22 protein-coding genes are annotated in these 20516 nt (G+C 47.4%); 14 read left to right on the top strand and 8 right to left on the bottom strand.

All coding sequences use genetic code 11. The features are described from left to right. Nucleotides 1–30: 30 nt before the first annotated feature. From QUA54_RS12775 to QUA54_RS12785, 3 genes are all read right to left on the bottom strand, one after another. Entirely contained in the window at nt 31–2292 is a 2262-nt protein-coding gene (locus tag QUA54_RS12775) for an iron uptake porin (RefSeq protein ID WP_333414923.1), read from the bottom strand. A 293-nt stretch (nt 2293–2585) separates the two neighbouring features. Further along, nucleotides 2586–4235, bottom strand: coding sequence for an HD domain-containing phosphohydrolase (locus QUA54_RS12780; protein WP_333414924.1), 1650 nt, complete (start codon nt 4233–4235; stop codon nt 2586–2588). A 159-nt stretch (nt 4236–4394) separates the two neighbouring features. Continuing rightward, entirely contained in the window at nt 4395–4676 is a 282-nt protein-coding gene (locus tag QUA54_RS12785) for a 4a-hydroxytetrahydrobiopterin dehydratase (protein WP_333414925.1), read from the bottom strand. Nucleotides 4677–5015: 339 nt separating this feature from the next. Here QUA54_RS12785 and QUA54_RS12790 point away from each other — a divergent pair, with 339 nt between their 5' ends. Next, the gene (locus QUA54_RS12790; RefSeq protein WP_333414926.1) at nt 5016–5267 is read left to right on the top strand and encodes a hypothetical protein; all 252 of its coding nucleotides are present in this window, start codon (nt 5016–5018) and stop codon (nt 5265–5267) included. Between the two features lie 57 nt (nt 5268–5324). Further along, nucleotides 5325–5492 carry a hypothetical protein gene (locus tag QUA54_RS12795; RefSeq protein ID WP_333414927.1) on the top strand — a complete coding sequence of 56 codons (168 nt, stop codon included), beginning with the start codon at nt 5325–5327 and terminating at the stop codon, nt 5490–5492. Between the two features lie 126 nt (nt 5493–5618). On the opposite strand, the gene QUA54_RS12800 is transcribed toward QUA54_RS12795, so the two are convergent. Continuing rightward, nucleotides 5619–6041, bottom strand: a complete 423-nt coding sequence (locus QUA54_RS12800) for a hypothetical protein (protein ID WP_333414928.1) — start codon at nt 6039–6041, stop codon at nt 5619–5621. Nucleotides 6042–6342: 301 nt separating this feature from the next. Next, nucleotides 6343–7401 carry a photosystem II D2 protein (photosystem q(a) protein) gene (psbD, locus tag QUA54_RS12805; RefSeq protein ID WP_333200031.1) on the bottom strand — a complete coding sequence of 353 codons (1059 nt, stop codon included), beginning with the start codon at nt 7399–7401 and terminating at the stop codon, nt 6343–6345. 88 nt (nt 7402–7489) lie between these two features. Here psbD and QUA54_RS12810 point away from each other — a divergent pair, with 88 nt between their 5' ends. From QUA54_RS12810 to QUA54_RS12820, 3 genes are all read left to right on the top strand, one after another. Beyond that, nucleotides 7490–7678, top strand: coding sequence for a hypothetical protein (locus QUA54_RS12810; protein ID WP_333186979.1), 189 nt, complete (start codon nt 7490–7492; stop codon nt 7676–7678). 146 nt (nt 7679–7824) lie between these two features. After that, a complete protein-coding gene (locus QUA54_RS12815; protein ID WP_333149754.1) occupies nt 7825–8097 on the top strand; it encodes a hypothetical protein in 273 nt (90 codons plus the stop codon). Between the two features lie 23 nt (nt 8098–8120). Next, nucleotides 8121–8792: an energy-coupling factor ABC transporter ATP-binding protein gene (locus QUA54_RS12820; protein ID WP_281363590.1), complete on the top strand. Its 672-nt coding sequence runs from the start codon at nt 8121–8123 to the stop codon at nt 8790–8792. A gap of 125 nt (nt 8793–8917) precedes the next feature. On the opposite strand, the gene QUA54_RS12825 is transcribed toward QUA54_RS12820, so the two are convergent. Further along, nucleotides 8918–9709, bottom strand: a complete 792-nt coding sequence (locus QUA54_RS12825) for a DUF4058 family protein (RefSeq protein ID WP_333414929.1) — start codon at nt 9707–9709, stop codon at nt 8918–8920. A 203-nt stretch (nt 9710–9912) separates the two neighbouring features. On the opposite strand from QUA54_RS12825, the gene QUA54_RS12830 reads away from it, so the two are divergent. The 4 genes from QUA54_RS12830 (at nt 9913) to QUA54_RS12845 (ending at nt 10997) form a co-directional block, all read left to right on the top strand. Further along, nucleotides 9913–10191 carry a hypothetical protein gene (locus QUA54_RS12830; protein WP_333414930.1) on the top strand — a complete coding sequence of 93 codons (279 nt, stop codon included), beginning with the start codon at nt 9913–9915 and terminating at the stop codon, nt 10189–10191. Nucleotides 10192–10318: 127 nt separating this feature from the next. Continuing rightward, the gene (locus QUA54_RS12835; protein ID WP_333322222.1) at nt 10319–10531 is read left to right on the top strand and encodes a helix-turn-helix transcriptional regulator; all 213 of its coding nucleotides are present in this window, start codon (nt 10319–10321) and stop codon (nt 10529–10531) included. 20 nt (nt 10532–10551) lie between these two features. After that, on the top strand, nt 10552–10764 hold the full coding sequence (locus QUA54_RS12840; RefSeq protein WP_333414931.1) for a helix-turn-helix transcriptional regulator: 213 nt from the start codon (nt 10552–10554) through the stop codon (nt 10762–10764). Nucleotides 10765–10784: 20 nt separating this feature from the next. Further along, nucleotides 10785–10997, top strand: coding sequence for a helix-turn-helix domain-containing protein (locus tag QUA54_RS12845; protein WP_096831645.1), 213 nt, complete (start codon nt 10785–10787; stop codon nt 10995–10997). 267 nt (nt 10998–11264) lie between these two features. Here the strand turns inward: QUA54_RS12845 and QUA54_RS12850 are convergent, their stop codons facing one another. Further along, the gene (locus QUA54_RS12850) at nt 11265–11504 is read right to left on the bottom strand and encodes a hypothetical protein (protein WP_333414932.1); all 240 of its coding nucleotides are present in this window, start codon (nt 11502–11504) and stop codon (nt 11265–11267) included. A 601-nt stretch (nt 11505–12105) separates the two neighbouring features. On the opposite strand from QUA54_RS12850, the gene QUA54_RS12855 reads away from it, so the two are divergent. Next, entirely contained in the window at nt 12106–13947 is a 1842-nt protein-coding gene (locus tag QUA54_RS12855) for a bifunctional serine/threonine-protein kinase/formylglycine-generating enzyme family protein (protein WP_333414933.1), read from the top strand. Nucleotides 13948–14417: 470 nt separating this feature from the next. On the opposite strand, the gene QUA54_RS12860 is transcribed toward QUA54_RS12855, so the two are convergent. Then, a complete protein-coding gene (locus tag QUA54_RS12860) occupies nt 14418–15926 on the bottom strand; it encodes a UbiD family decarboxylase (protein WP_333202010.1) in 1509 nt (502 codons plus the stop codon). A gap of 338 nt (nt 15927–16264) precedes the next feature. Between QUA54_RS12860 and pstS the strand changes: the two genes are divergently transcribed. The 4 genes from pstS to pstB all read left to right on the top strand — a co-directional run bounded on the left by pstS (nt 16265) and on the right by pstB (nt 20455). Next, nucleotides 16265–17293: a phosphate ABC transporter substrate-binding protein PstS gene (gene pstS / locus QUA54_RS12865; RefSeq protein WP_333414934.1), complete on the top strand. Its 1029-nt coding sequence runs from the start codon at nt 16265–16267 to the stop codon at nt 17291–17293. Nucleotides 17294–17494: 201 nt separating this feature from the next. After that, entirely contained in the window at nt 17495–18496 is a 1002-nt protein-coding gene (pstC, locus tag QUA54_RS12870; protein ID WP_333414935.1) for a phosphate ABC transporter permease subunit PstC, read from the top strand. A 70-nt stretch (nt 18497–18566) separates the two neighbouring features. Further along, a complete protein-coding gene (gene pstA / locus QUA54_RS12875; RefSeq protein WP_333414936.1) occupies nt 18567–19547 on the top strand; it encodes a phosphate ABC transporter permease PstA in 981 nt (326 codons plus the stop codon). 56 nt (nt 19548–19603) lie between these two features. Then, the gene (gene pstB / locus QUA54_RS12880) at nt 19604–20455 is read left to right on the top strand and encodes a phosphate ABC transporter ATP-binding protein PstB (RefSeq protein ID WP_333414937.1); all 852 of its coding nucleotides are present in this window, start codon (nt 19604–19606) and stop codon (nt 20453–20455) included. The last annotated feature ends 61 nt before the right edge of the window (nt 20456–20516 follow it).

Raw genomic sequence — 20516 nt, forward strand, 5'->3', positions numbered from 1 at the left:
ATGACCCGCCCTGCCTCCTCTAACCGGCTATTAGAACGTGAAAGTAGTTCTCAGAGTACCAATGATGATGTCATCATTACGGTCATCTTGATTAGGATTTGTCACCCAAATCACGCCCGGAGTAACAGAAATGTTGTCCGAGAGCTGAAACTTGTAGAACCCTTCAACGTGATACGAATCATCGTTGCGGAATCTCCGCAAATCGCTCGCAGCTTCAAGTTTATCCAAGTAAGGCTCACGACCTACCACGAACCCTAGCAAGTTGCCTTCTTTCCCTAAATCCGGCAAAGCCAAGGTGACAGCGTAGTTCCAGATTTTCGCATCGCCGATGCCGAGAATGCGGGCATTGGTTAAACCAGCCCAGCCGCCAAGGATAAACCTCGGGCTCAACCGCAACGAAGCCTGAGCACCGTAGGAGTTGCTGACCACTTTGCGAGCGCGGAAGCCCTCAAAGCCTTCGCTCAAACCGTTGAGAGAATTAGCCACGCCGGTACCAGTGAAACCGCCTAGACTGTCTGGCCCATTCCCTAAACCATTGTCAAACCCAAAGTTACCTCTGCTAAAGTAACCGTGGTTATAGTTGAAAGCAACTTGCAAGTTGCGTCCGGGGGTAAAAGTCAACTGCCCCATCGCTGTGTAGTCGCCGTTAAACAAGCCCGCGCCCTGGCTAGGATTGGCTGCATTTGATGCCAAGTAACCGAAGGACAGAGAAGTCGGGCCAAACACGCCACCCAACAGGCCCCTGCCACCGAAGGCGTAGTCAAAGCCGATACCTGCACCGCCACCTAAGCGATAAATCGGGTTCCGCTGTCCAAAGGTGCTCAATGCCCCGTTGCCGCCGTCAAAGTCTTCAAAGTAAGGGTTGACAGTCGGCATAATGTCGTCCCAGACGACAGCGTTGGCTGCAAGGGTAACGTTCAGTCGCGGACCGACGGGGAACTTGTACAGCAAGGTGTCGAGGGCAACAACGTTGTCGGTTCTGCCGACAACATTCCAAGTTTGAGTGCCTTCGCTGGTAGCCCCAAGGTTGAAGTTGCGACCGTTACCGACTTGAAGCCTGGTCAGGAGCAAGTCTCTGCCGGTGAAGCTCGTATTTAAATTCAGACGAACCCGTTGTTGGAAGACAGCTTCGTTGTTGTCGCTACCGAGGTTTCTGTTGTCTCTGCCAAAAACGCTAATGTCGCCACCAAAGTCGTCGCTGAGGGCGAAAATTGCTTCCCCAGTCAGCTTGGTAGTGGTGGAGAATTGGTTGGCTTCGAGTTCGGCTGTCCGAGATTCCAGAGCATCGACGCGACCGCGCAGGGTTGCCAGTTCCGCTGCAAATTCTTCTTGGAGCCGTTGAAGGGCTGCCAAGTCATCTCTCGTAGCAAAGTTGCCACTGCCTGCTTGAATTAACTCGCTAACCTTGTCTAAGCAAGCATTTAAACCGGCTGCAAATTCGTAGCGGGTCATCGCCCGGTTGCCACGGAAGGTGCCGTCGGGATACCCGGCAATACAGCCGTAGCGCTCGACTAGAGATTGCAGTGCTTGGAAAGCCCAGTCTGTGGGCCGCACGTCGGAAAGTTGGGATACTGAGGTAACTTGACCTTGAGTTTCGCCGCCGGCAGCACCTTCGCTGCTGTACTGGTTGAGCTGTTCTAATGTGGCGGCTGGGTTTTGATCTTGTGGTGCGGAAGTTTGGGCTACAGATTCAGCCGGTTTGGGCAAATTTTGTTCTGCCGACTCTGCCACTGCCGGGGCTGGAGTTTCTAATTGAGCTGCACCGATTTGCTCTGGGAGAGCGGTAGCTGCCGGGGCTGGGGTTTCTAATTGAGCTGCACCGATTTGCTCTGGGAGAGCGGTAGCTGCCGGGGCTGGGGTTTCTAGTTGGACTGCCGGGGCAGAATTTTCTACTGGTTGAGCGACTTTTGGCTCAACTGCGGCTAAAGATTCACTTGTAGCTTGTGATGCCGCTGCTTGGGGATTTGCCACTGCAGGGGCTGTGTTGGCTCCGGCGATCGCACTTTCAGTTGCAGCCGTACCCGAATCTGCAATAGCTGCCTGGGTTTCGCTGCCCGCGGCGGCTTCGGAAATTTCTTCGACTGGCTCGGAGGCTGCGGTTGTTTCGGAAACAGCAGCTAAAGCATTGAGTTTCGCTTCGGAGGTTTCAGCGGTTTCAGCTTTTGCTGCAGCGGGGTTGAGCGCATCAGCAGCCTGCTGAGCGTCTGCTGCCATCGCGCTCGAAGAAACTACTAGGGTAGCTCCTAAGACTGCTGGGCTGATTAATAGGTAACTCCACAAAAATTTCGACATATTCACTCTCATCCTCACACCGATTACAGAGAAACTTTTCTAGTCTTCTATGTGGTCAGTTGTTGCTCAACTAGCATACTCTAAAAAAAGACCAAAATTTCACTTTTTCTTTTGATTCTTTCGGGTTGACCGAGTTTATAGATGTGACTGAGGGCTGCGGAGAGCCTGTTTTTTAACCTGTACTCAACCGCGTCAAAACCAGACCAGACTTGGGCTGTCGATTGATTTGACTGCTGACTCTTAATAGCGCCCGATCGCCTTATTTACTTTTTAGCACAGCACGACCGACTCGTCTAGGCTGATTCGACTTTAACATCCAAGTTGTGTCCGAGGACGCTAAAGACTTGGCGATGATCGAACAATTCTAACAAATCAGCGTTGATTTTGTTGTGAGCAGCTTCTTGGCGCAAAATTTTCATCGCTGCATCTGTGCGCAGAGCTCGCTTGTAGGGTCGATCGCCTGCTGTCAGGGCATCGTAAATATCGGCGATCGTCATCAATTGCGCTTGAATTGGAATTTCTGACTTGTTTAAACCTCGCGGATAGCCTGTGCCGTCGAGTTTTTCGTGATGTCCGTAGGCAATGTCGGGAACATTTTTTAAATCCTTTGTCCAAGGAATTTGCTTGAGAAACTCGTAAGTGTGAGTTACATGAGATTCTATGTCCGATCGTTCTGCCGGCGTCAGGTTGCCTCTCGACACCATCAATTGCAGAATCTCGTCTGGGCTCAGCAGGGGTTTCCTTGCGCCATCTATATCTCTGTAAGTTTGTAGAGAAATCTCTCGCAGTCGATCTAGGGGTTCTGCTGCCAAAATGTGAGGCTCGTTTGCCTCTAGCAGCACTTCCCAGTATTCTGCTAATCTGGTTTTCGCCTCTGCTAGCTTAGTGTCTAGCTGTTCGATTTCCTGGCATTGAGCGCACTCTGACTCCTGGCTCGGGTGTTTTCGGTAGGCTGAATGCTCCAGCAAGTATTTATATTTAGACTGGACGCATTCCATTTCCATAGTCCGCTGAGCTAAGCCAAAGCGGTGGCGAATTATTTCTAGCTGTGCGGGGTAGAGCTTTTTCTGCTTGGTCAAAACTGCTTCGGGCACTCCAATTTTGCCAAAATCGTGCAGCAGGGCGGCGTAGCGAAGTTCTTGAATTTGGCGGTTGTTAAAGTAAATAGAACGCAGTGCTCCGCTGCTGACGGTGTTTACTTCTTCTGAAAGGCGTACTGTGAGGGCTGCTACTCGTTCTGAATGGCCGTAGGTACAGGGGTCTCTGGCTTCTATGACTTGCACCGAGGCTTTGACGAAGCCCTCGAACAAATTTTCTATGCTGTCTTGGAGTTGGTTGCGCTCGATCGAGATTGCGGCTTGAGAAGCGAGCGATCGAACTATCCTTTCTTCCCACTCCGAATACTGCTGCGTCGATGCCCAGGCATTGTCTGCTGTCAGTACCGTATCTGCGTTTGTTTTGCGGTTGATCAGTTGCAGTACGCCTATTGTCTCGCCCTGTCGGTTTTGCATTGGCAGTACCATTACCGAGCAAGTGCGGTAATTAATATCTCTGTCAAAACTGGTATCTAGCTGGTAGGGTACGCCGAGGGGTAAGTCGTAGGCATCAGACAGGTTCAAACTTTGACCTGTAATTGCCACGTATCCCGCCAAGCTTTTGTCTGTCAGCGGTAGGGCAAACTCCTTAAACGACAGTCTGGGTTGAGAAGCGTTTTGGGCTACCTTGAACAGCAGCTTAGATGTTTCGTCGCTGTGATCTACTAAGTAAACGCTGCCAGCATCGCTGCAGGTAATTTCCCTACTTTTGGATAAAATTAAGTATAACAAGTCGCCCAAATCTTGGGCGCTCGACAGAGCGGCGCCAATATCTAAAAGCTTTTCTATCAGATCGGTTTTTTCTGCAGCAGACTCGTTCTTGAACTCTGGCTTTTCAAATACGATCATGGTCGGATGATGGGGAATAGCCTTTTATACATTGAACGTTTGGGCTCTCGACTTTTTCACACCCGATTTTAACCCCAAGTCGATTTTTTATTTGCGAGCTTTCCGCGATCGGGGACTGTGGCTAGATGTAGAGCTCTGGTTGGGCAAACGGGAACTCTTTTAATCTAGCGTAGAAATCTCTTGGGCTAGCGCAAAGTCTTTCTCAGTTAAGCCTCCGGCATCGTGGGTTGTCAAGTTAACTGTAACTTTGTTATAGGAGATTTCTATGTCGGGGTGATGTCCTGCGGCTTCTGACGGGGCGACCAACTTATTCACAAAGGCGATCGCTTCGATAAAATCTTTAAATAAACGAGTACAGCGCAGTTGCTTGCCTTCAACCGTCCAGCCTGACAATTGACTGGCGCGCTCTTGAATTTCAGTATTGTTAAGTAGGTCAGCCATAATTTTTTTTCTTTGGGATTAGCAATGGTATATTAACTGCCTACCTGTAGAAAACCTGACCAAAAACTATCCGCTCTCACCAATAGTGTGGAAGCTCAAGTTTTAATAACTCAAGATTTAACACTATTTGAGGTGAGAGCGGTCTAGCGGGTCTTCAGATTAGAACCTGACTGCCGGGAGAATCCCTAGCTCAGCCTGGTTCCCCGTGGAAGTCGTTTCCAGTTGGAGACGACGGCTGACTGCTAGTGAGCGGCCCCGGCGCACAGCCGGTAGTTTCCAATCTGATGACCCATGCGTTTACTACTTTCTATCATGGGCATCACCTCCAGGTTTAGCTAAATGGCTTTATATTTGAACGCACATCACCTAAATACAAGATTTAAGGTGATGATTTGTGCGCTAGCCATTGCCAGCGTTACCGAAAGAACTTGCGTTCTGAGTATCATTCCAGTAGTCACAATTATTAGAATAACACAAGGAATTAGAAGTGGGGGAGGCAAATTGACAATTTTGCAATATCGGGGGAAATTACTGCTGCTGCAAGGTCTTCGATCCATACAGCAATTGGACGAGCGAGATTTTGAGCGTTAACTGCAAATATTTGATTTAGATGTCGCTGTGGGGCGATCGGGTGTAAAATCGGTTTAAATGCGCGATCGGCTGCTGCTTAATTTCTTGCCAGATAGGAGTTTGCCAAATTTGGCGATGCCGTCGGGTGCAGCGAAAGTCCGCCAAAATTATGAAAAACAGAATTTGACTGTTGTTAAGTTAGCAAGCCGGCACAATCCGAATGCCACAGAGAACGTCAACGGTTAGGGTAATTAAGGCAATGTTATAGGATTCGACAGATTTGTCTGTTAAGAGTGGTTAGTTAGGCAGGTTTACTAAGCTTCCATAGCTGCACCCAGTTGTTAGTGTTAGCAGCGTTAAGCGTTATCACTTTTAGTTTTGGATGCTAGTAATAACTTGCTTACCTAGCAGTAATTGATCGCGACCGTTTGTCGTACCCATCATTGGCCGGAGCGCACCACCATCGCCGAACAGGGTCTTAAATGCGGTTATAGCTGCGTCCCTAGTTTTTCCACCGATTGGAAATTGAAAGCTTTTGTCAATCATTTTCATGGTTCTAGTTCCCCAAGGGGTGAGCTTTGCTATAGGAGCCGCTAGACCTTCGTATACACAGACTCGCCAAACCTTCTTGTGGTTGCCTTGAAAATCTACAATTGAAGTTCCTGTACCAGTCTTAGCATTTCTCCCTTTAATGTCTAATGCGTCAATTGATGCAGTAATACGAGTGTAAACACTGTTTCGGATGGGGAATTTAAAATAAGTTTTAACATCGTTGCCAATCTTCGGAACTAACACTTCAGCCGATGATTCTTTTGGCGTATAAGGTTTTGAGGGAGTCGCGAGTTTTTGATCCCTTTTAGCAGCTTCACGCTTTTCTGCAATTCGAGCGCAATTTTTAATGCTGCTGCTGTTCTTGGTGTACCAATTGTTTTTATCTCTATCTCGCTTTTATTTTTTATAGAATGGCGTAACAAGACTTTTCATAAAATAAAAAGCTCCTGCCAATCGGTAGGAGCTTTTTAAACATTAAGGGTAAAGCCTAAAAGGCTTTATCTTACCCTTTCAAAATGTTGGAATTTTTGATATTTCGCACTAATTACAGAGCGTTACCGCGAGGCAGAACTTCTTCAGGGAAGATGAAGTTTTCGTGGGGTTGGTCCGTAGGAGCCATCCAAGCACGAATGCCTTCGTTAAGCAGAATGTTCTTAGTGTAGAACGTTTCAAACTCAGGATCTTCAGCAGCGCGCAATTCTTGGGATACGAAGTCATAAGCGCGCAGGTTTAATGCTAAACCGACGATGCCAATGGAGCTCATCCACAAGCCTGTGACAGGTACGAACAGCATGAAGAAGTGCAACCAGCGCTTGTTGGAGAAGGCAATTCCGAAGATTTGCGACCAAAAGCGGTTAGCTGTAACCATTGAGTAGGTTTCTTCTGACTGAGTTGGGTTGAAGGCGCGGAAGGTGTTTGAGCCTTCGCCGTCTTCAAACAAGGTGTTTTCTACGGTGGCACCGTGGATGGCGCACAGCAGCGCGCCGCCCAAGATGCCTGCAACGCCCATCATGTGGAAGGGGTTGAGCGTCCAGTTGTGGAAGCCTTGCAGGAATAGTAGGAAGCGGAAAATTGCTGCGACGCCGAAACTGGGGGCGAAGAACCAGCCTGATTGACCCAAGGGGTAAAGCAGGAACACCGAAACAAACACGGCGATCGGGCCGGTGAATGCTAGGGCGTTGTAGGGACGGATGCCTACCAAACGGGAGATTTCGATCTGACGCAGGCAAAAGCCGATCAGTGCGAAAGCGCCGTGGAGGGCAATGAAGGTCCACAGCCCGCCGAGTTGGAACCAGCGGGTGAAGTCCCACTGTGCTTCGGGGCCCCACAGGAACAGCAGCGAGTGTCCGAGGCTGTTGGCTGGGGTGGAAACTGCTACGGTGAGGAAGTTGGCTCCTTCGAGGTAGGAGCTTGCCAAACCGTGGGTGTACCAGGATGTGACGAAGGTGGTGCCTGTTAACCAGCCACCGATGGCTAGGTAGGCGCAGGGGAATAGCAGGATGCCAGACCAGCCTACGAAGACGAAGCGATCGCGTTTGAGCCAGTCGTCGAGTACATCAAAGATGCCTCTTTCGGTCTGGGCGCGTCCGACTGCGATTGTCATTACGCAAATCTCCAAATGGATATAATTACAGCGGATCTTTCTCTAGTCATTAGTCTCCAACCGTTGCCTCTGCTTAGCAGAAAACAAGTTGGATTATGAACAGAGTTTACTTTTCTTTACCGTATTGACGATTATAGAGGTAATTCTTTACAAGAGCAAGTTTTTCTTAAAAAACTTTCGGCTCTTGACTTTTGACTTGTGCGAAGTCCCCGAAGCCCTCGAAGTCCCCGAAGTCCCCGAAGTCCTTGCCCTGCATTTGGGAACTTCTACTATATAGGAGTCTCTGCGCTTTGCGTCAGAAGCCCCGTGGCTTGGTAGATGTATCGCCCTCAACCTCTGATTTTTCTAAGAAACTGGGTTTCCGTGGGTAAGTCCTATATATATACTGAGGATAGAGCTCCAAACTTAGGTTTTTAAGACTATATGTTCAGCATTGACATCATTGTGAAAAATACGCCCGTCTCGCTGTCGGTGCAGCGGAAGTTGGAGGAGGACGCTGAGACTGTTTACCAGCAGGTACTGGCGGCGATTCGCAACTCCCAACCGCAAGTTTTGGAACTAACTTGCGAGAAAAATCCTGAGAAAAAGGTGGCTGTCGTCAGCAGCGAGATTTCTGGGGTGGTGGTTTCTCAGAAATCGGGGGCGTCATCTACAGGCAGATCTCCGGGTTTTGTCTCGATGTCGGCTGCAGAATGAGGGCTGGGGGTGTTGGTGCCGAGATGAGCCAGTCAGCCGTTGCTGTGCGGGATTTGGGTTTTTGCTGGCCGTCGGGCGATCGAGTGTTGCAAGGTTGCTCTCTGGATGTACCCAAGGGCGAGTTTTGGATGCTTTTGGGAACTAACGGCAGCGGCAAGTCTACGCTGTTGAGGCTGATGGCTGGGCTGCTGCACCCCCAGTCGGGGGAAATTGACTTGGGTGGGCGAGTGGGTTTTGTGTTCCAAAACCCGGATCACCAACTGGTGATGCCGACTGTAGGTGCGGATGTGGCTTTTGGTTTGGTGGAGGAAAAGCTTTCTAACGTTCAGGTGCGGGAGAGGGTGGCGGAGGCTTTGGAGGCTGTGAATTTGCTGGATTTGCAGCGGCGGCCGATTTATGCTTTGAGTGGGGGCCAGAAGCAGCGAATTGCTCTTGCTGGGGCGATCGCCCGTCACTGCGAAATTCTCCTGTTGGACGAACCGACAGCTTTGTTAGATCCTGATTCTCAGTTGGATTTAGTGGCGGCGGTGCAGCGGTTGGTGAAAAATCGCGGGATTACGGCTTTGTGGGTGACTCACCGTTTGGATGAGTTGAATTATTGTGATGGGGCTTTTTTGTTGGAAAAGGGCCAAGTGGTCGATCGGGGAGATCCGGCGCGTTTGAAGCAGCGGTTGATGCAAAGTCAAGATGTTTAGCCCTGAAGCAATTTAAGAATTAAGTCACTCGGCGATTGAAATCGCTGCATAGAGTGAAGCGAAGTCTGCCTCCGCAGACTAAGAAATAAATAGGGTATTTAACCAGATTTTGGCGGCACGGCAATTTAATCTCGCAATCCTCGATCGCGCAACCAAGCATCTGTCCAAATTCTATCGGCCTCTGACAGCGCTGGTATGACTTCCCAGTTGCGATAATTTATCTTGAGGTCGTAACTTGCTATGTCGTAAAATTGAGTGAATAATTCCTGCAAGTTTATGACAGGTTCAGTATCGCCCGATCGCAGCGGCAAAGGAAAGGCAGGCATCGGGTTTTGCAGGTTAAAAGCATACAAATCAGCTCTGGGACGGCGATTTCCCCGACATACCAAAACGCGATAGTGGCTTTCAACATCATTGCCGATAACTGGCATTTTTCGACCGCGCCGCAATAAATCTACTTCAATTAAATGAGTGCGACTACCTAAAATTTCTTCTCGCTTTTCTTCGTACATTTGTCGCCCTTTGCCAGTTCGCTTATTCGTAGGCGAGAGAATTTCAATAACTGTTATCAATTCTTTGGTTTCTCTTTCTCTAATTTCTAAATAGCTTTCCCGAACCGTGTAGGGCATGGGAATAATTACTGTTAATGGTTGTGTAGGCGGTGCTGCAACTGCTACGTTTGATGCTGTAGTTTCTGTTGCAGTTTGTGGTTGCATTACAGTTACGTCGGGAATGCCAATGACTGATAAATCATCGTCAGCAGTTTCGTAGATTCTCACTTCCAGCGACACTAAATACTTAGGACGCAGTTGGGGAGATAAAAACCTGAAAATTTCACTAATTAGCAAGTTATGCATCCCAGGCCAGAGTTCGGGATGCTCTAAATACGGGTCCATACCGGGAAAGGGAGATGGCATTGATTTGACTCCTTGACTCAAGTCTATTTATAGTTTAGCAATACTTTTATGACCCGAATGGCTTGGGAATAGCTTTTAGGGCATAGCTTCGTTTGTGACTGATGAGGCCTGAAGGGTCGATCGACCTTTTGCAATAATAGGTTCGATCGCACATCTTGCACTTATTGCCATATTCCGTCGGGCGTTTAAACCCCTGCCAGAATATGACAACAAATGCAAGATATCAGTTCGATCGCATTAACTTTCGATCGACAATTGCATCGGAATTGGAACGCTGTTTTCCTCTAAGACAGACAGCGCATTTACGAACACAATTGTATGCGGGACTGCCGGCATTAAGCGGCGCAGTGCATTTAGGTAAGATTCGGCATCGGGGCGGCGGGCGAAACGGGCGACTGTTAACCGCTGACAGTTGGGGAGGTGGCGAATTAGATGCCAAGGTTGAAGTCGATCGCGATATGTCGGTTGTTTTGGTATCATAGGAAAATCCTTCCCACTTTTGTGGGTGGTAAATGAAAGGCGATCGCTCTAGATTTCTCAGGTCCGAGGGCGATCGCTATATCTAACACTTTTATTAAAAGCTAAAGACGTAGCTTCTGTCAAGCATAAATGGGGTTAATACGGTTGCGAGTTCGAGAACTGGCTGAGGAGAAGAGTTGGACGCTGAAAGAAGTTTCGGAGAGAACGGGTATTCCGTACAGCACGGTCAAAAATTACGCGCAAGCTCCTAAGCTGGCAACGGTGGACTACACGGCTTTGCAGAAACTTGCTGAAGTCTTCGATGTGATGGTGGAAGATTTGGTTGAGGTTTTGGAACGGTAAACTGATTTTTCAGCGGGAAAATGGGGTTAATTCGGTTGCGAGTTCGAGAACTAGCGGAAGAGAAGGGTTGGACGTTGAAAGAAGTTTCTGAGCGATCGGGCATTCCTTACAGTACGGTTAGAAGCTATGCCCATTCTCCCAAGCTGGCAACGGTAGATTACACAGCTTTAAACAAAATAGCTCGCGTGTTTGATATTGCGATCGAAGATTTAGTTGAGATTTTGGAAGAGTAGGCTGATTTATCGTTGGGAATATGGGACGAATTAGGCTGCGAGTTCGGGAATTTGCTCAAGAGAAGGGTTGGAATCTGACAGAAGTATCCAAAAGAACAGGTATTCCCTATACCACGATCATTACCTATGCCAATTCTCCAGGCATGGCAACTGTTGACTACACAGCTTTGGACAAGATGGCCCGTGCGTTCGATATTGCGATCGAAGATTTAGTTGAGATTTTGGAACAGTAAACTGATCTGTCGATCGCGCGGGCTTTTTGCGCTTGTTGCAACAGTCCGTCGGGGGTTTAAACCCCCGCCTCAAAGCTAAAGTCGTCTAAAGACGACTGAAAAGGCGATCAATCTCCGCTTCAATCCTTTTTTTTAAATTTTTAATCAATTCTTTCTTGAAGCTTTTTTATTGTTTTAATCAATCATTTCTTCAGTCCACTTCAGTGGACTTTCGCTTTGAGGCAGGGATTTAAATCCCTGCCGGAATCTGGCAACAAATGCAAGATATCAGTCAACGTCGATGCCCTCCCAAAGTTCAGAAAGGGGTAGAGTTTGTCCGGTTACAGCTTGGCGCCAGGATGTGCGAAAGCTTTCTCCTGAAAAGTCTGTATCTGCTTCCGGCATGACTTGGTTTTCTAGAGAATGGGTTTGTTGAACGATCGTGGATAGTGTTTTTAGGAGTTCAAGCTGCTCTGCGAATGAAAGTGACTGAGCCAGATTGATGGCTTGTTGAAGTTGGGATGTCATGGTGTATCTTGATTCACTACTTTAAGTTTATCAAACTCCAAACGGGTGGTCAGAAACCGGATTTTTACGATAAAACTTCGTTACAGTCCGCAAATTCGGTAAAAACCCGGTTTCTTTGTCGGAGTGCGTCTAGGACTGACTAATATCATGTCCGGTCAATTACCGCGATAGAGAATGTTTGTATTGAGCACTCTGGAATTATATGATTTGTCGCTCTCGATCGACAGAAAATTGACGCAAAATTAGGTGCGATCGAACGCAAATTTTACTTGACTTTTGTGCGAACTTGACATATTATTAAATTATGGGAATCTGTGCGTCCATATAAACAAAAAAAAATAAAGCCCTCAGCGCTTTATCGCAACAACAAACCCGATTAGTAAGGTGCATCGCCGTCTAGAATCTAGAAATAAAAGTAACAATCTCGCTTCGATCGATCTAGCTGTAGCCGTAGGTTGGGTTGAGGAAGGAAACCCAACAGCCAAAAACCTTGTTATTGTTACGCAAGTTCGATGAAAAGCGTGGGCGCTCAGCGAAAGTGCAAACCCCAATAGAGATTGTGTCAAAATAATCTTAATGTGCACCCCCCTACTGACAAGCTATGATTCCCCCTGGTAAAATCCTCCGCAACCGATATCAAATAATCAAAGACTTGGGAGGCGGCGGCTTTGGCGACACCTACCTAGCTAAGGATTTAGACTTACCCGGAAAACCCCACTGTGTCGTCAAACACCTGAAACCGAAAGACAATCGTCCCGCTGCTTTGAAGTTAGCCCGACGTTTGTTCGATACCGAAGCACAAGTTTTGTACAAATTAGGCAATCAATCTCCGCAAATTCCGAGTCTGTTTGCTCACTTTGAAGAAAATGGCGAATTTTATCTGGTTCAGGAATTCATAGACGGACACGATTTAAATACGGAGATTGTTGCTGGCAAAAAGTTAAGCGAATCCTCCGTTGTTACCTTATTAAAAAATATCTTAGAAGTTTTAGCAATCGCCCACGAACACCAGCCAAATGCTGTGATTCACCGAGATATTAAACCAGCTAACTTAATGCGCCGCCGCCAAGATGGTAAAATAATGTTGATTGACTTTGGGGCAGTCAGGGAAATCAATCAATTAATTGTAAATGTTAATGGAGATATCACTACAACAATTGCTATAGGCACTCCCGGCTATGCGCCCAGCGAACAAGCTAAAGGTAAACCAAAATTGTGCAGCGATGTCTATGCTCTGGGGATGCTGGGAATTCAAGCTTTAACAGGAATTCCGCCGCATCAATTGCAGGAAGATCCGAGTACCGGGGAAGTAATTTGGCGGCATTTTGTGCCAAGAATAAATCCGAAATTTGCTAATCTTTTAGAAAAAATGGTGCGCGACCATTTCAGTCAGCGCTATCAGAATGCTGGGGAAGCTTTGCAAGCACTTTTATCTTTGTCGCCGCCTTCCCCACCGCCACCACCGCCGCCACCGCCACCCCCACCAATCATTTCAACTAATACGACAAGGCGAGGTTTTTTACAATTAGTGGGTTTGGCTGGGGGAGGGTTTGCATTAGCCTTGGTGGGTAAAAATTTGTTGAGCAACAAATCTTCTTCATCTTCACGTCCATCGCCACAACCATCGGCAAATGCTTTAAAAACTTTTAATTTTGAAACAGTAACAGTCAACTCAACTGGGCAAATTGCCAACCGCCGTAAAGGACAAGCACGGGTTTTCATAGAAAATATTGGTAATGGTATTAATTTAGATATGGTTGCAATTCCTGGAGGCAGTTTCCTGATGGGTTCTCCCAATACTGAAGCAGGACGATATGACCGTGAAGGGCCGCAGCGAACTGTGAAGATTGCTCCTTTTTTTATGGGTAAATATGAAGTTACTCAAGAACAATACCAAGCGGTGATGGGGAATAATCCTTCTTATTTCAAAGGTGCGAAACGTCCTGTAGAGAACGTTAGCTGGAATGAGGCTGTGGAATTTTGCCGGAAACTTTCTCAAAAAACAGGCAAGACTTATCACTTACCTTCGGAAGCTGAATGGGAATATGCTTGTCGCGCGGGAACTACAACACCTTTCTATTTTGGTGACACGATTACGCCGGATTTAGTTAATTATGACGGCAATAATCCCTACGGTGCTGCGCTCAAGGGACTTTATCGCGAACAAACAACGGATGTGGGGAGTTTTCCACCAAATCCGTTTGGTTTATATGATATGCACGGGAATGTTTGGGAATGGTGTAGTGATAAGTGGCATGACAATTATAGTGGCGCACCGACTGACGGAAGTTCCTGGGAAACTGGAACGGATAATAACCGGGTGCTGCGTGGCCTTTCCTGGGTCAACCATGCGGTCGATTGCCGTAGTGCCCTTCGTTACAGGAATTCGGCGGGCTATCGCGCCGGAGACATCGGTTTTCGCGTAGCTCTGGTTTCCGCGTAGTCTCCGGTTTTTCGTTCTCTGCTGTAGTCTCCCGCGAGGACTTTTCTCTACTCTTTTGCTCTTTTGCCCTTTTCCCTCTTTCCTCTTTACCCTTTTGCGCGCGTCAGCGTACTTAAATTTTTTTGGGGAAATGGGAGGTAATATTATCTTTGAAAACACGGCGGTTGAAACCGCGTCTACACAAACAAAACCCGCCTTCGCGGGTTAAGATGCAATCCCAATAACGTCGGAGGTTCAGAAACCGGGTTTTTTCGAGCAGATTCGTCGCAGCGCAAAGCCTCAGAAAAAAACCCGGTTTCTCTGCCGCAGTGCATGAGTTGCACTCGCATTAAAAAGAGGTAACTTGCGATTTGTCGTTTGGTGGGGGCGGGTTTTTGAGATTGTCTATCTGTGTCATAAATGGTTGGAAAAACCCGCCGCTAGAGGTCGATCGAGGATGTGCGAGATTTCAGATTTTACGGTTGATTCCCCTACTTCATCTCATATCCAAACAAATTCGGATCGACTTCTCCCAAATTCAAATCGGCCAAACCATACTCAGCCCAACGCCTTTCTACCATCGCCGCCACATCCGGATCGGACTCCAAAACTTCCCCCCATTCGTGATCGGTTTCCGGCGGCATCTTCGTAGTAGCATCAATCCCCATTCTGCCTCCCAAACCAATCTTTTCACTGGCAAAATCCAACGTATCAAAAGGCGTATTCGGCAGAATAAATACATCCCGAACCGGATCGACTTTAGAACTAATTGCCCACACTACTTGACGCGGGTCGCGAATGTTGATACTTTTATCGACAACAATCACAAACTTAGTGTAAGTAAACTGCGGTAAAGCACTCCAAAATGCTAAAGCAGCCCGGCGCGCTTGACCGGGATATGCTTTATCAATCGAGATAATTGCCGCTTTATAACTCAGCGCTTCCATCGGTAAGAAGAAATCGACAATTTCCGATACTTGCTGCCGCAAAATAGGGGTATAAATACGGTTAAGCGCGATCGCCATCATTGCTTCTTCTTTCGGCGGCCGCCCGCTAAATGTCGTCAGATAAATCGGGTCTTTCCGGTGCGTCATGCAGTGGAACCGCACCAACGGCGAATCTTCCACGCCGCCGTAATAACCCATGTGATCCCCGAAGGGCCCGTCGGGCAGAACTTCCCCCGGCGTAATTGTTCCTTCTAACACAATTTCCGAGTCGGCCGGTACTTCCAAATCTACGGTTTTGCACTTGGCCAATTGCACGCCGGAACCGCCGTAAAGTCCGGCAAATAACCATTCCGATAAATCTACAGGAATTGGGGTTGCTGCGGCGAGAATAATCAGGGGATCGACTCCAAGGGCGATCGCAATTTCCAACTTTTTACCAGCCTGCGCCGCTTTCCGCAAGTGCCGCGCCCCCCCCCGCACCGATAACCAGTGTACAGTCATCGTGTTTTTTGACTGCAACTGCAACCGATAAACCCCCACATTCGGCGTACCCGTTTCGCAATCTTTGGTAATTACCAAACCCAGGGTGATAATTTTGCCCGCATCTCCCGAATAAGGGCGAATCATCGGAATTTTGTTCAAATCCAGCCCTTCTCCCTCAATTACCACTTGCTGGCAAGCTGGGAAAAAGTCGCGGCCGGGTTTGGCTTTCACTACGTCGAACAGCACTTTGCCAAATTCTATTGCTTGGGAAATCTTTTTCGGCGGTTTTGGCTGTTGCAGCATTCCCAGTTTTTTGCCGAGCTCTTCTAGTTCGATCGGCTTTTCCATGTTCATCGCCCAGCAAACGCGCTGTTCCGTGCCCAAGAGGTTAATCGCTACGGGGAAATCTGCCCCTTTGACGTTTTCAAACAGCAATCCAGGGCCGCCTTTTTGCAGCATTTGGTTGGAAATTTCGGCAATTTCGAGGTCGGAATCGACTAAGGCGCTAATCCGGCGCAGTTGTCCCCGTTCTTCGAGCAGTTTTAGGAATCCCCGCAAGTCTCTTGCCATTGTTGTTAAAGAAATGTTAAGTGTCCCTACTATTATGCGGCGATCGGGGGATGGAGTGCGGGGTGGGGGCGATCGGGCGATCGCTAAATAAATTTCTATTGTTATCGTTACTCTATGACTTGGTATTTTTTTGATTCATAAAAAATTGAATTTAGCTAATTTTTATTAGCAAGACTCTTAACCATAATTTAAACAAACCTTATTCTATTATTATTTAATCTACTATTAACCAAAATTTAAAACAAGCTTATTCTAAGCTATCCCTTTCTTGGCGGGTTTCAGTCTATCCTATGGAGGAGATTTGCAAAGCCTGCTATTAATATTGAGGACAAGGAGTTATGGTTTTCTTCACTAAAGGCTGGCGACGTGCCTTTATAGTTACGCTAGCGGTAGCAGCATTTTCGCTCTCGTTGATTACTTCCGCTGTAGCTGCTGTCACACTAAACGGTTCGGGAGCAACTTTCCCTAAACCCCTTTACGATCGCTATTTCTCTCAGATGAGAAGTGCAAATCAAATTACTGTAAACTACGAAGGAACCGGCAGCGGTGCTGGCATCAAAGCATTAATTTCAGGCACTGTTGATTTCGCAGGCAGCGACGCGCTGATGACGGCGGCGCAAATAGCCGAAGTAAAGCGCGGCGTCATGGCGATTCCGACTGCTGGCGGTGCTGTTGCAGTTGTTTATAACTTGCCCGGAGTGAACAATCTGAGGCTAAATAACGATGCGATGAAAGGCATCTTTGAAGGGAAGATTACTCGCTGGAACGATGCTAAAATAGCGGGAATTTCTGGACAAGCTAAAAACTTGCCAAATACTGCGATTCGAGTAGCTGTACGCGCAGACAGCAGCGGTACAACCTTTATTTTTGCTAACCACTTGCAGGCAACTGGTAGCAGCATCAAAGCTGCCGCTCAGCCGAGTTGGCCAGGAAGCCCTGTCAGCGGTCAAGGAAACCCCGGCGTAGCTGCTTTGGTGAAGAATACAGCGGGTGCGATCGGCTACGTTCAAGATACTTATGCTCGGCAAAACAATCTCCAAACAGCATTTATTCAAAATAAAGCTGGCCGGTTTGTAGATCCTAGCTTGGCTGAAGCAGAGAAAGCTTTAGCAGGGGAAACATTCCCGGCAGATTTCCGCTTAGTAGAAGGCAATCCTAACGACGGTTATCCGATTGTTGGTTTGACTTGGCTGTTAATCTACAAACAGTATCCTGCTGCGAAAGCAGAGGCTATTAAAAAGATGGTTAATTGGGTGATGACTACAGGTCAAGGTATCAACAAACAGCTAGAGTATACTCAAATTCCTTCAGCTACAGCTCAAAAGGTGGTTCAAACAGTTAATCAGACTGTGGTTGCCAGAGGTTAATTTGGGCGATCGCACAGGGTTATGAGTTGACGAGTTAAATGTAGGACTCAAAACTCATAAATGATCGGGTTAATGTGCGCTAAATTTACTGTGTAAGGTGCGCTGTGCGCACCCTACAAACCAGGTGCGCAGCGCGCACCCAGCCCATGAAATTACTCGTCTTGCAAGCAAATATTTCACTTTTTACGCAATAATTCCGGTATGACCAATCTTTCAAAAAAAACGAAAAAACAGACTCGGCAACCGGCAGAAATAAACACAGAAGTAGATTTGACAGATACTACTGGTGAAGGTTTATGGATGGAGTCAGGATTTACACTATTTGTATGGGGTTTTGCCTTAGCGACAGCGGGTACGCTGTTTTGGATGAGTGCGGTAATTTTTAAAGATGCTTGGCCAGCTATTAGCAATTTTGGACTCTCATTCTTGTGGAATCCCAAGTGGGATATCGGCGAGTTGCAGTTTGGGGCTTTGCCGTTTATTTACGGTACTGTAATTAGTTCTGCGATCGGCATAATCATCGCACTTCCTTTAGGGCTGTCAGTAGCTATAGTTACTAGCGAGAACTTCTTACCCGTTTGGGTGCGATCGCCCTTGGGATTCATGGTTGAATTAATCTCGGCTATTCCCAGCGTGATAGTTGGCCTGTGGGGAATCTTTGTTTTGATTCCCTTCTTGTTGCCATTGCAGCAGTCATTGTTTGATAATTTCAGTTGGTTTCCCCTGTTCAGCAGCGAACCTTTAGGCCCCGGAATGCTGCCCGCTGGAATACTGTTATCAATTATGATTTTGCCAACAGTAGCCGCCATCAGCCGCGATGTATTGATGTCAGTTCCAGTAGATTTGCGAAGTGCTTCGATGTCCCTCGGCGCCACCCGCTGGGAAACGATATTCAAGCTGTTATTGCCAGCAGCTAGTTCGGGGATTATTGGCGCTACAATCTTGGCCTTGGGACGCGCTTTAGGCGAAACAATGGCCGTCACAATGGTGATTGGAAACTCGATTCAAATTAACAAATCCCTGCTCGCTCCCAGCTACTCAATTCCTGCTGTTTTGGCGAGTCAATTTCGGGAAGCTCTCGAACCGCTGCACATCGGCGCTTTGATGTATTTAGCCCTAATTTTATTTGCGATCACTTTGTTGGTAAATGCGATCGCAGTATTGTTAGTTCAGCTAATCGGCGTCAAGAAAGCTAAAAATTAACACGATCGAAAGCATTTTGGTTACAAGCCCCCGGATTTATCCGCTGGATTAATCTAAAATCTAAAATCCCATGACTCAAGTAAAAAAATCAAACAGTATTCTGGATGCAGAAATCAACAATCCCCTGTCGTTAAGCCGAAAATTTTTCAGCCGGGGGATGACAGTTATCGCTTTCGCTCTGACAGCTCTGGCCCTGCTCCCTTTGTTTGCTATCTTATACAAAATCCTGGGAGAAGGACTCACACATTTGAGCTGGGAAGTGGTAGTGTCTCTACCAGCACCCGTTGGAGTTGAAGACCAGCCCAACGGCTTTGCAAATGCGATTATTGGGACAGCTTTAATGGTAGGAATTGCTACGTTATTTAGTGTTCCTATCGGCGTAATGACGGGAATATTTCTGTCTGAGTTTGGTAGAGACAACAAAGCGCTGGCCAATAGCATCCGCTTTATCACCGTCATTCTCAGCAGCGTTCCCTCGATCGTAGTTGGCGTCTTTTCCTACGCCCTAATTGTCGTTACCACCAAAGCATTTTCAGCATTAGCAGGCGGTTTTGCCCTCGGCATCATCATGCTTCCAGTTGTTGCTCTGACAACAGAACAAGCATTAAAATTAGTGCCTACTTCTTACCGCCTCGCTTCTGCTGCTTTGGGAGGCGGACGCTTTCAAACGATGTTTCGCACCATCGTACCCTCAGCACTTCCAACTATTACCACAGGTATTTTACTCGCTGCTTCCCGGGCCGCCGGCGAAACAGCACCGCTGATTGTAACGGCGTTGTCGAGTCAATTTTGGCCTCCTTTAGTTGATAAATTGGGCGAGATAATGCAGTCCCCCATAGGTGCAGAAACTATCTCAAAACTCAAAGAAATTCCCGAGACACTGCTGACTCCGACTCCTTCTATGTCAGTATTAATATATAGCTACGCCAGCTCTCCCTACAAAGAGCAGAACGAATTGGCGTGGACTGCTGCCTCTGTGCTTTTGGGCATGGTTTTGATTGCTAGCGTCGCATCCCGTACAGTAACTCGGAAACGCTTGCAAAACCGATAAATCAATAAATCAAGTCCATCTCTCAGTCAAATATTAACAATATAACCAGGCGAATAATGAAACCTAAAGCAAACTTTAAATCCGAAAACTCTACAGAGAAAATCCTAGAAAATGCCACCCCGGAAATTGACCCCAATGCAATGCCGGCACTGCGGGTTCAGGACTTGAGTTTTTATTACGGAACTCACAAAGTCTTAGAAAATTTATCGATGAATATCCCTCACCCGCAAATTACGGCGATTATTGGCCCTTCAGGTTGCGGCAAATCTACCTTTCTCAAAGCTCTCAACCGGATTGGTGAATTGGAGGGAAAAGTTAAAATTAAAGGAAGAGTAGAGTTTTTTGGACAGGATATTTACAGCCCGAAAGTAAACATTAATAGTTTGCGTCGCCAAATTGGGATGGTGTTTCAAAGACCGAATCCTTTTCCGCTGAGCATCTACGATAATATTGCTTACGGCGTGAGGATTTTTGGTCGCAAAAGCAAAGCAGAATTAGATGAAATTGTGGAATCTGCACTTAAAAGTGCGGCGCTTTGGAATGAAGTCAAAGACGATTTGAAGAAATCGGCTCAGGGGATTTCGGGGGGACAGCAGCAGCGACTTTGTATTGCTCGCGCTTTGGCTGTGCAGCCAAAAATTTTGCTGATGGATGAACCTTGTTCTGCTCTAGATCCGATTTCAACGATGAAGATTGAGGAGTTATTTCAGACTCTGCGCCAGCAGTTAACTGTTGTGATTGTGACGCACAATATGCAGCAGGCTGCTCGCGTTTCTGATTACACGGCATTTTTTAATACTGATGAAAGTCGCATCGGTCGCCTGGTTGAATTTGGCCCAACAAGTAAGATTTTTACTTCTGCGGGCAATTCGAGTACGAGAGATTATATTCAAGGCCGTTTTGGTTAATACCAAAGTTCTTTTTTAGGTTTGTAGTGGGGGGGGGGGGGGGGGGGGGGGGGGGGGGGGG

This window comes from Microcoleus sp. MOSTC5 (genome assembly GCF_036701825.1).
Taxonomy (GTDB): Bacteria; Cyanobacteriota; Cyanobacteriia; order Cyanobacteriales; family Microcoleaceae; genus Microcoleus; species Microcoleus asticus.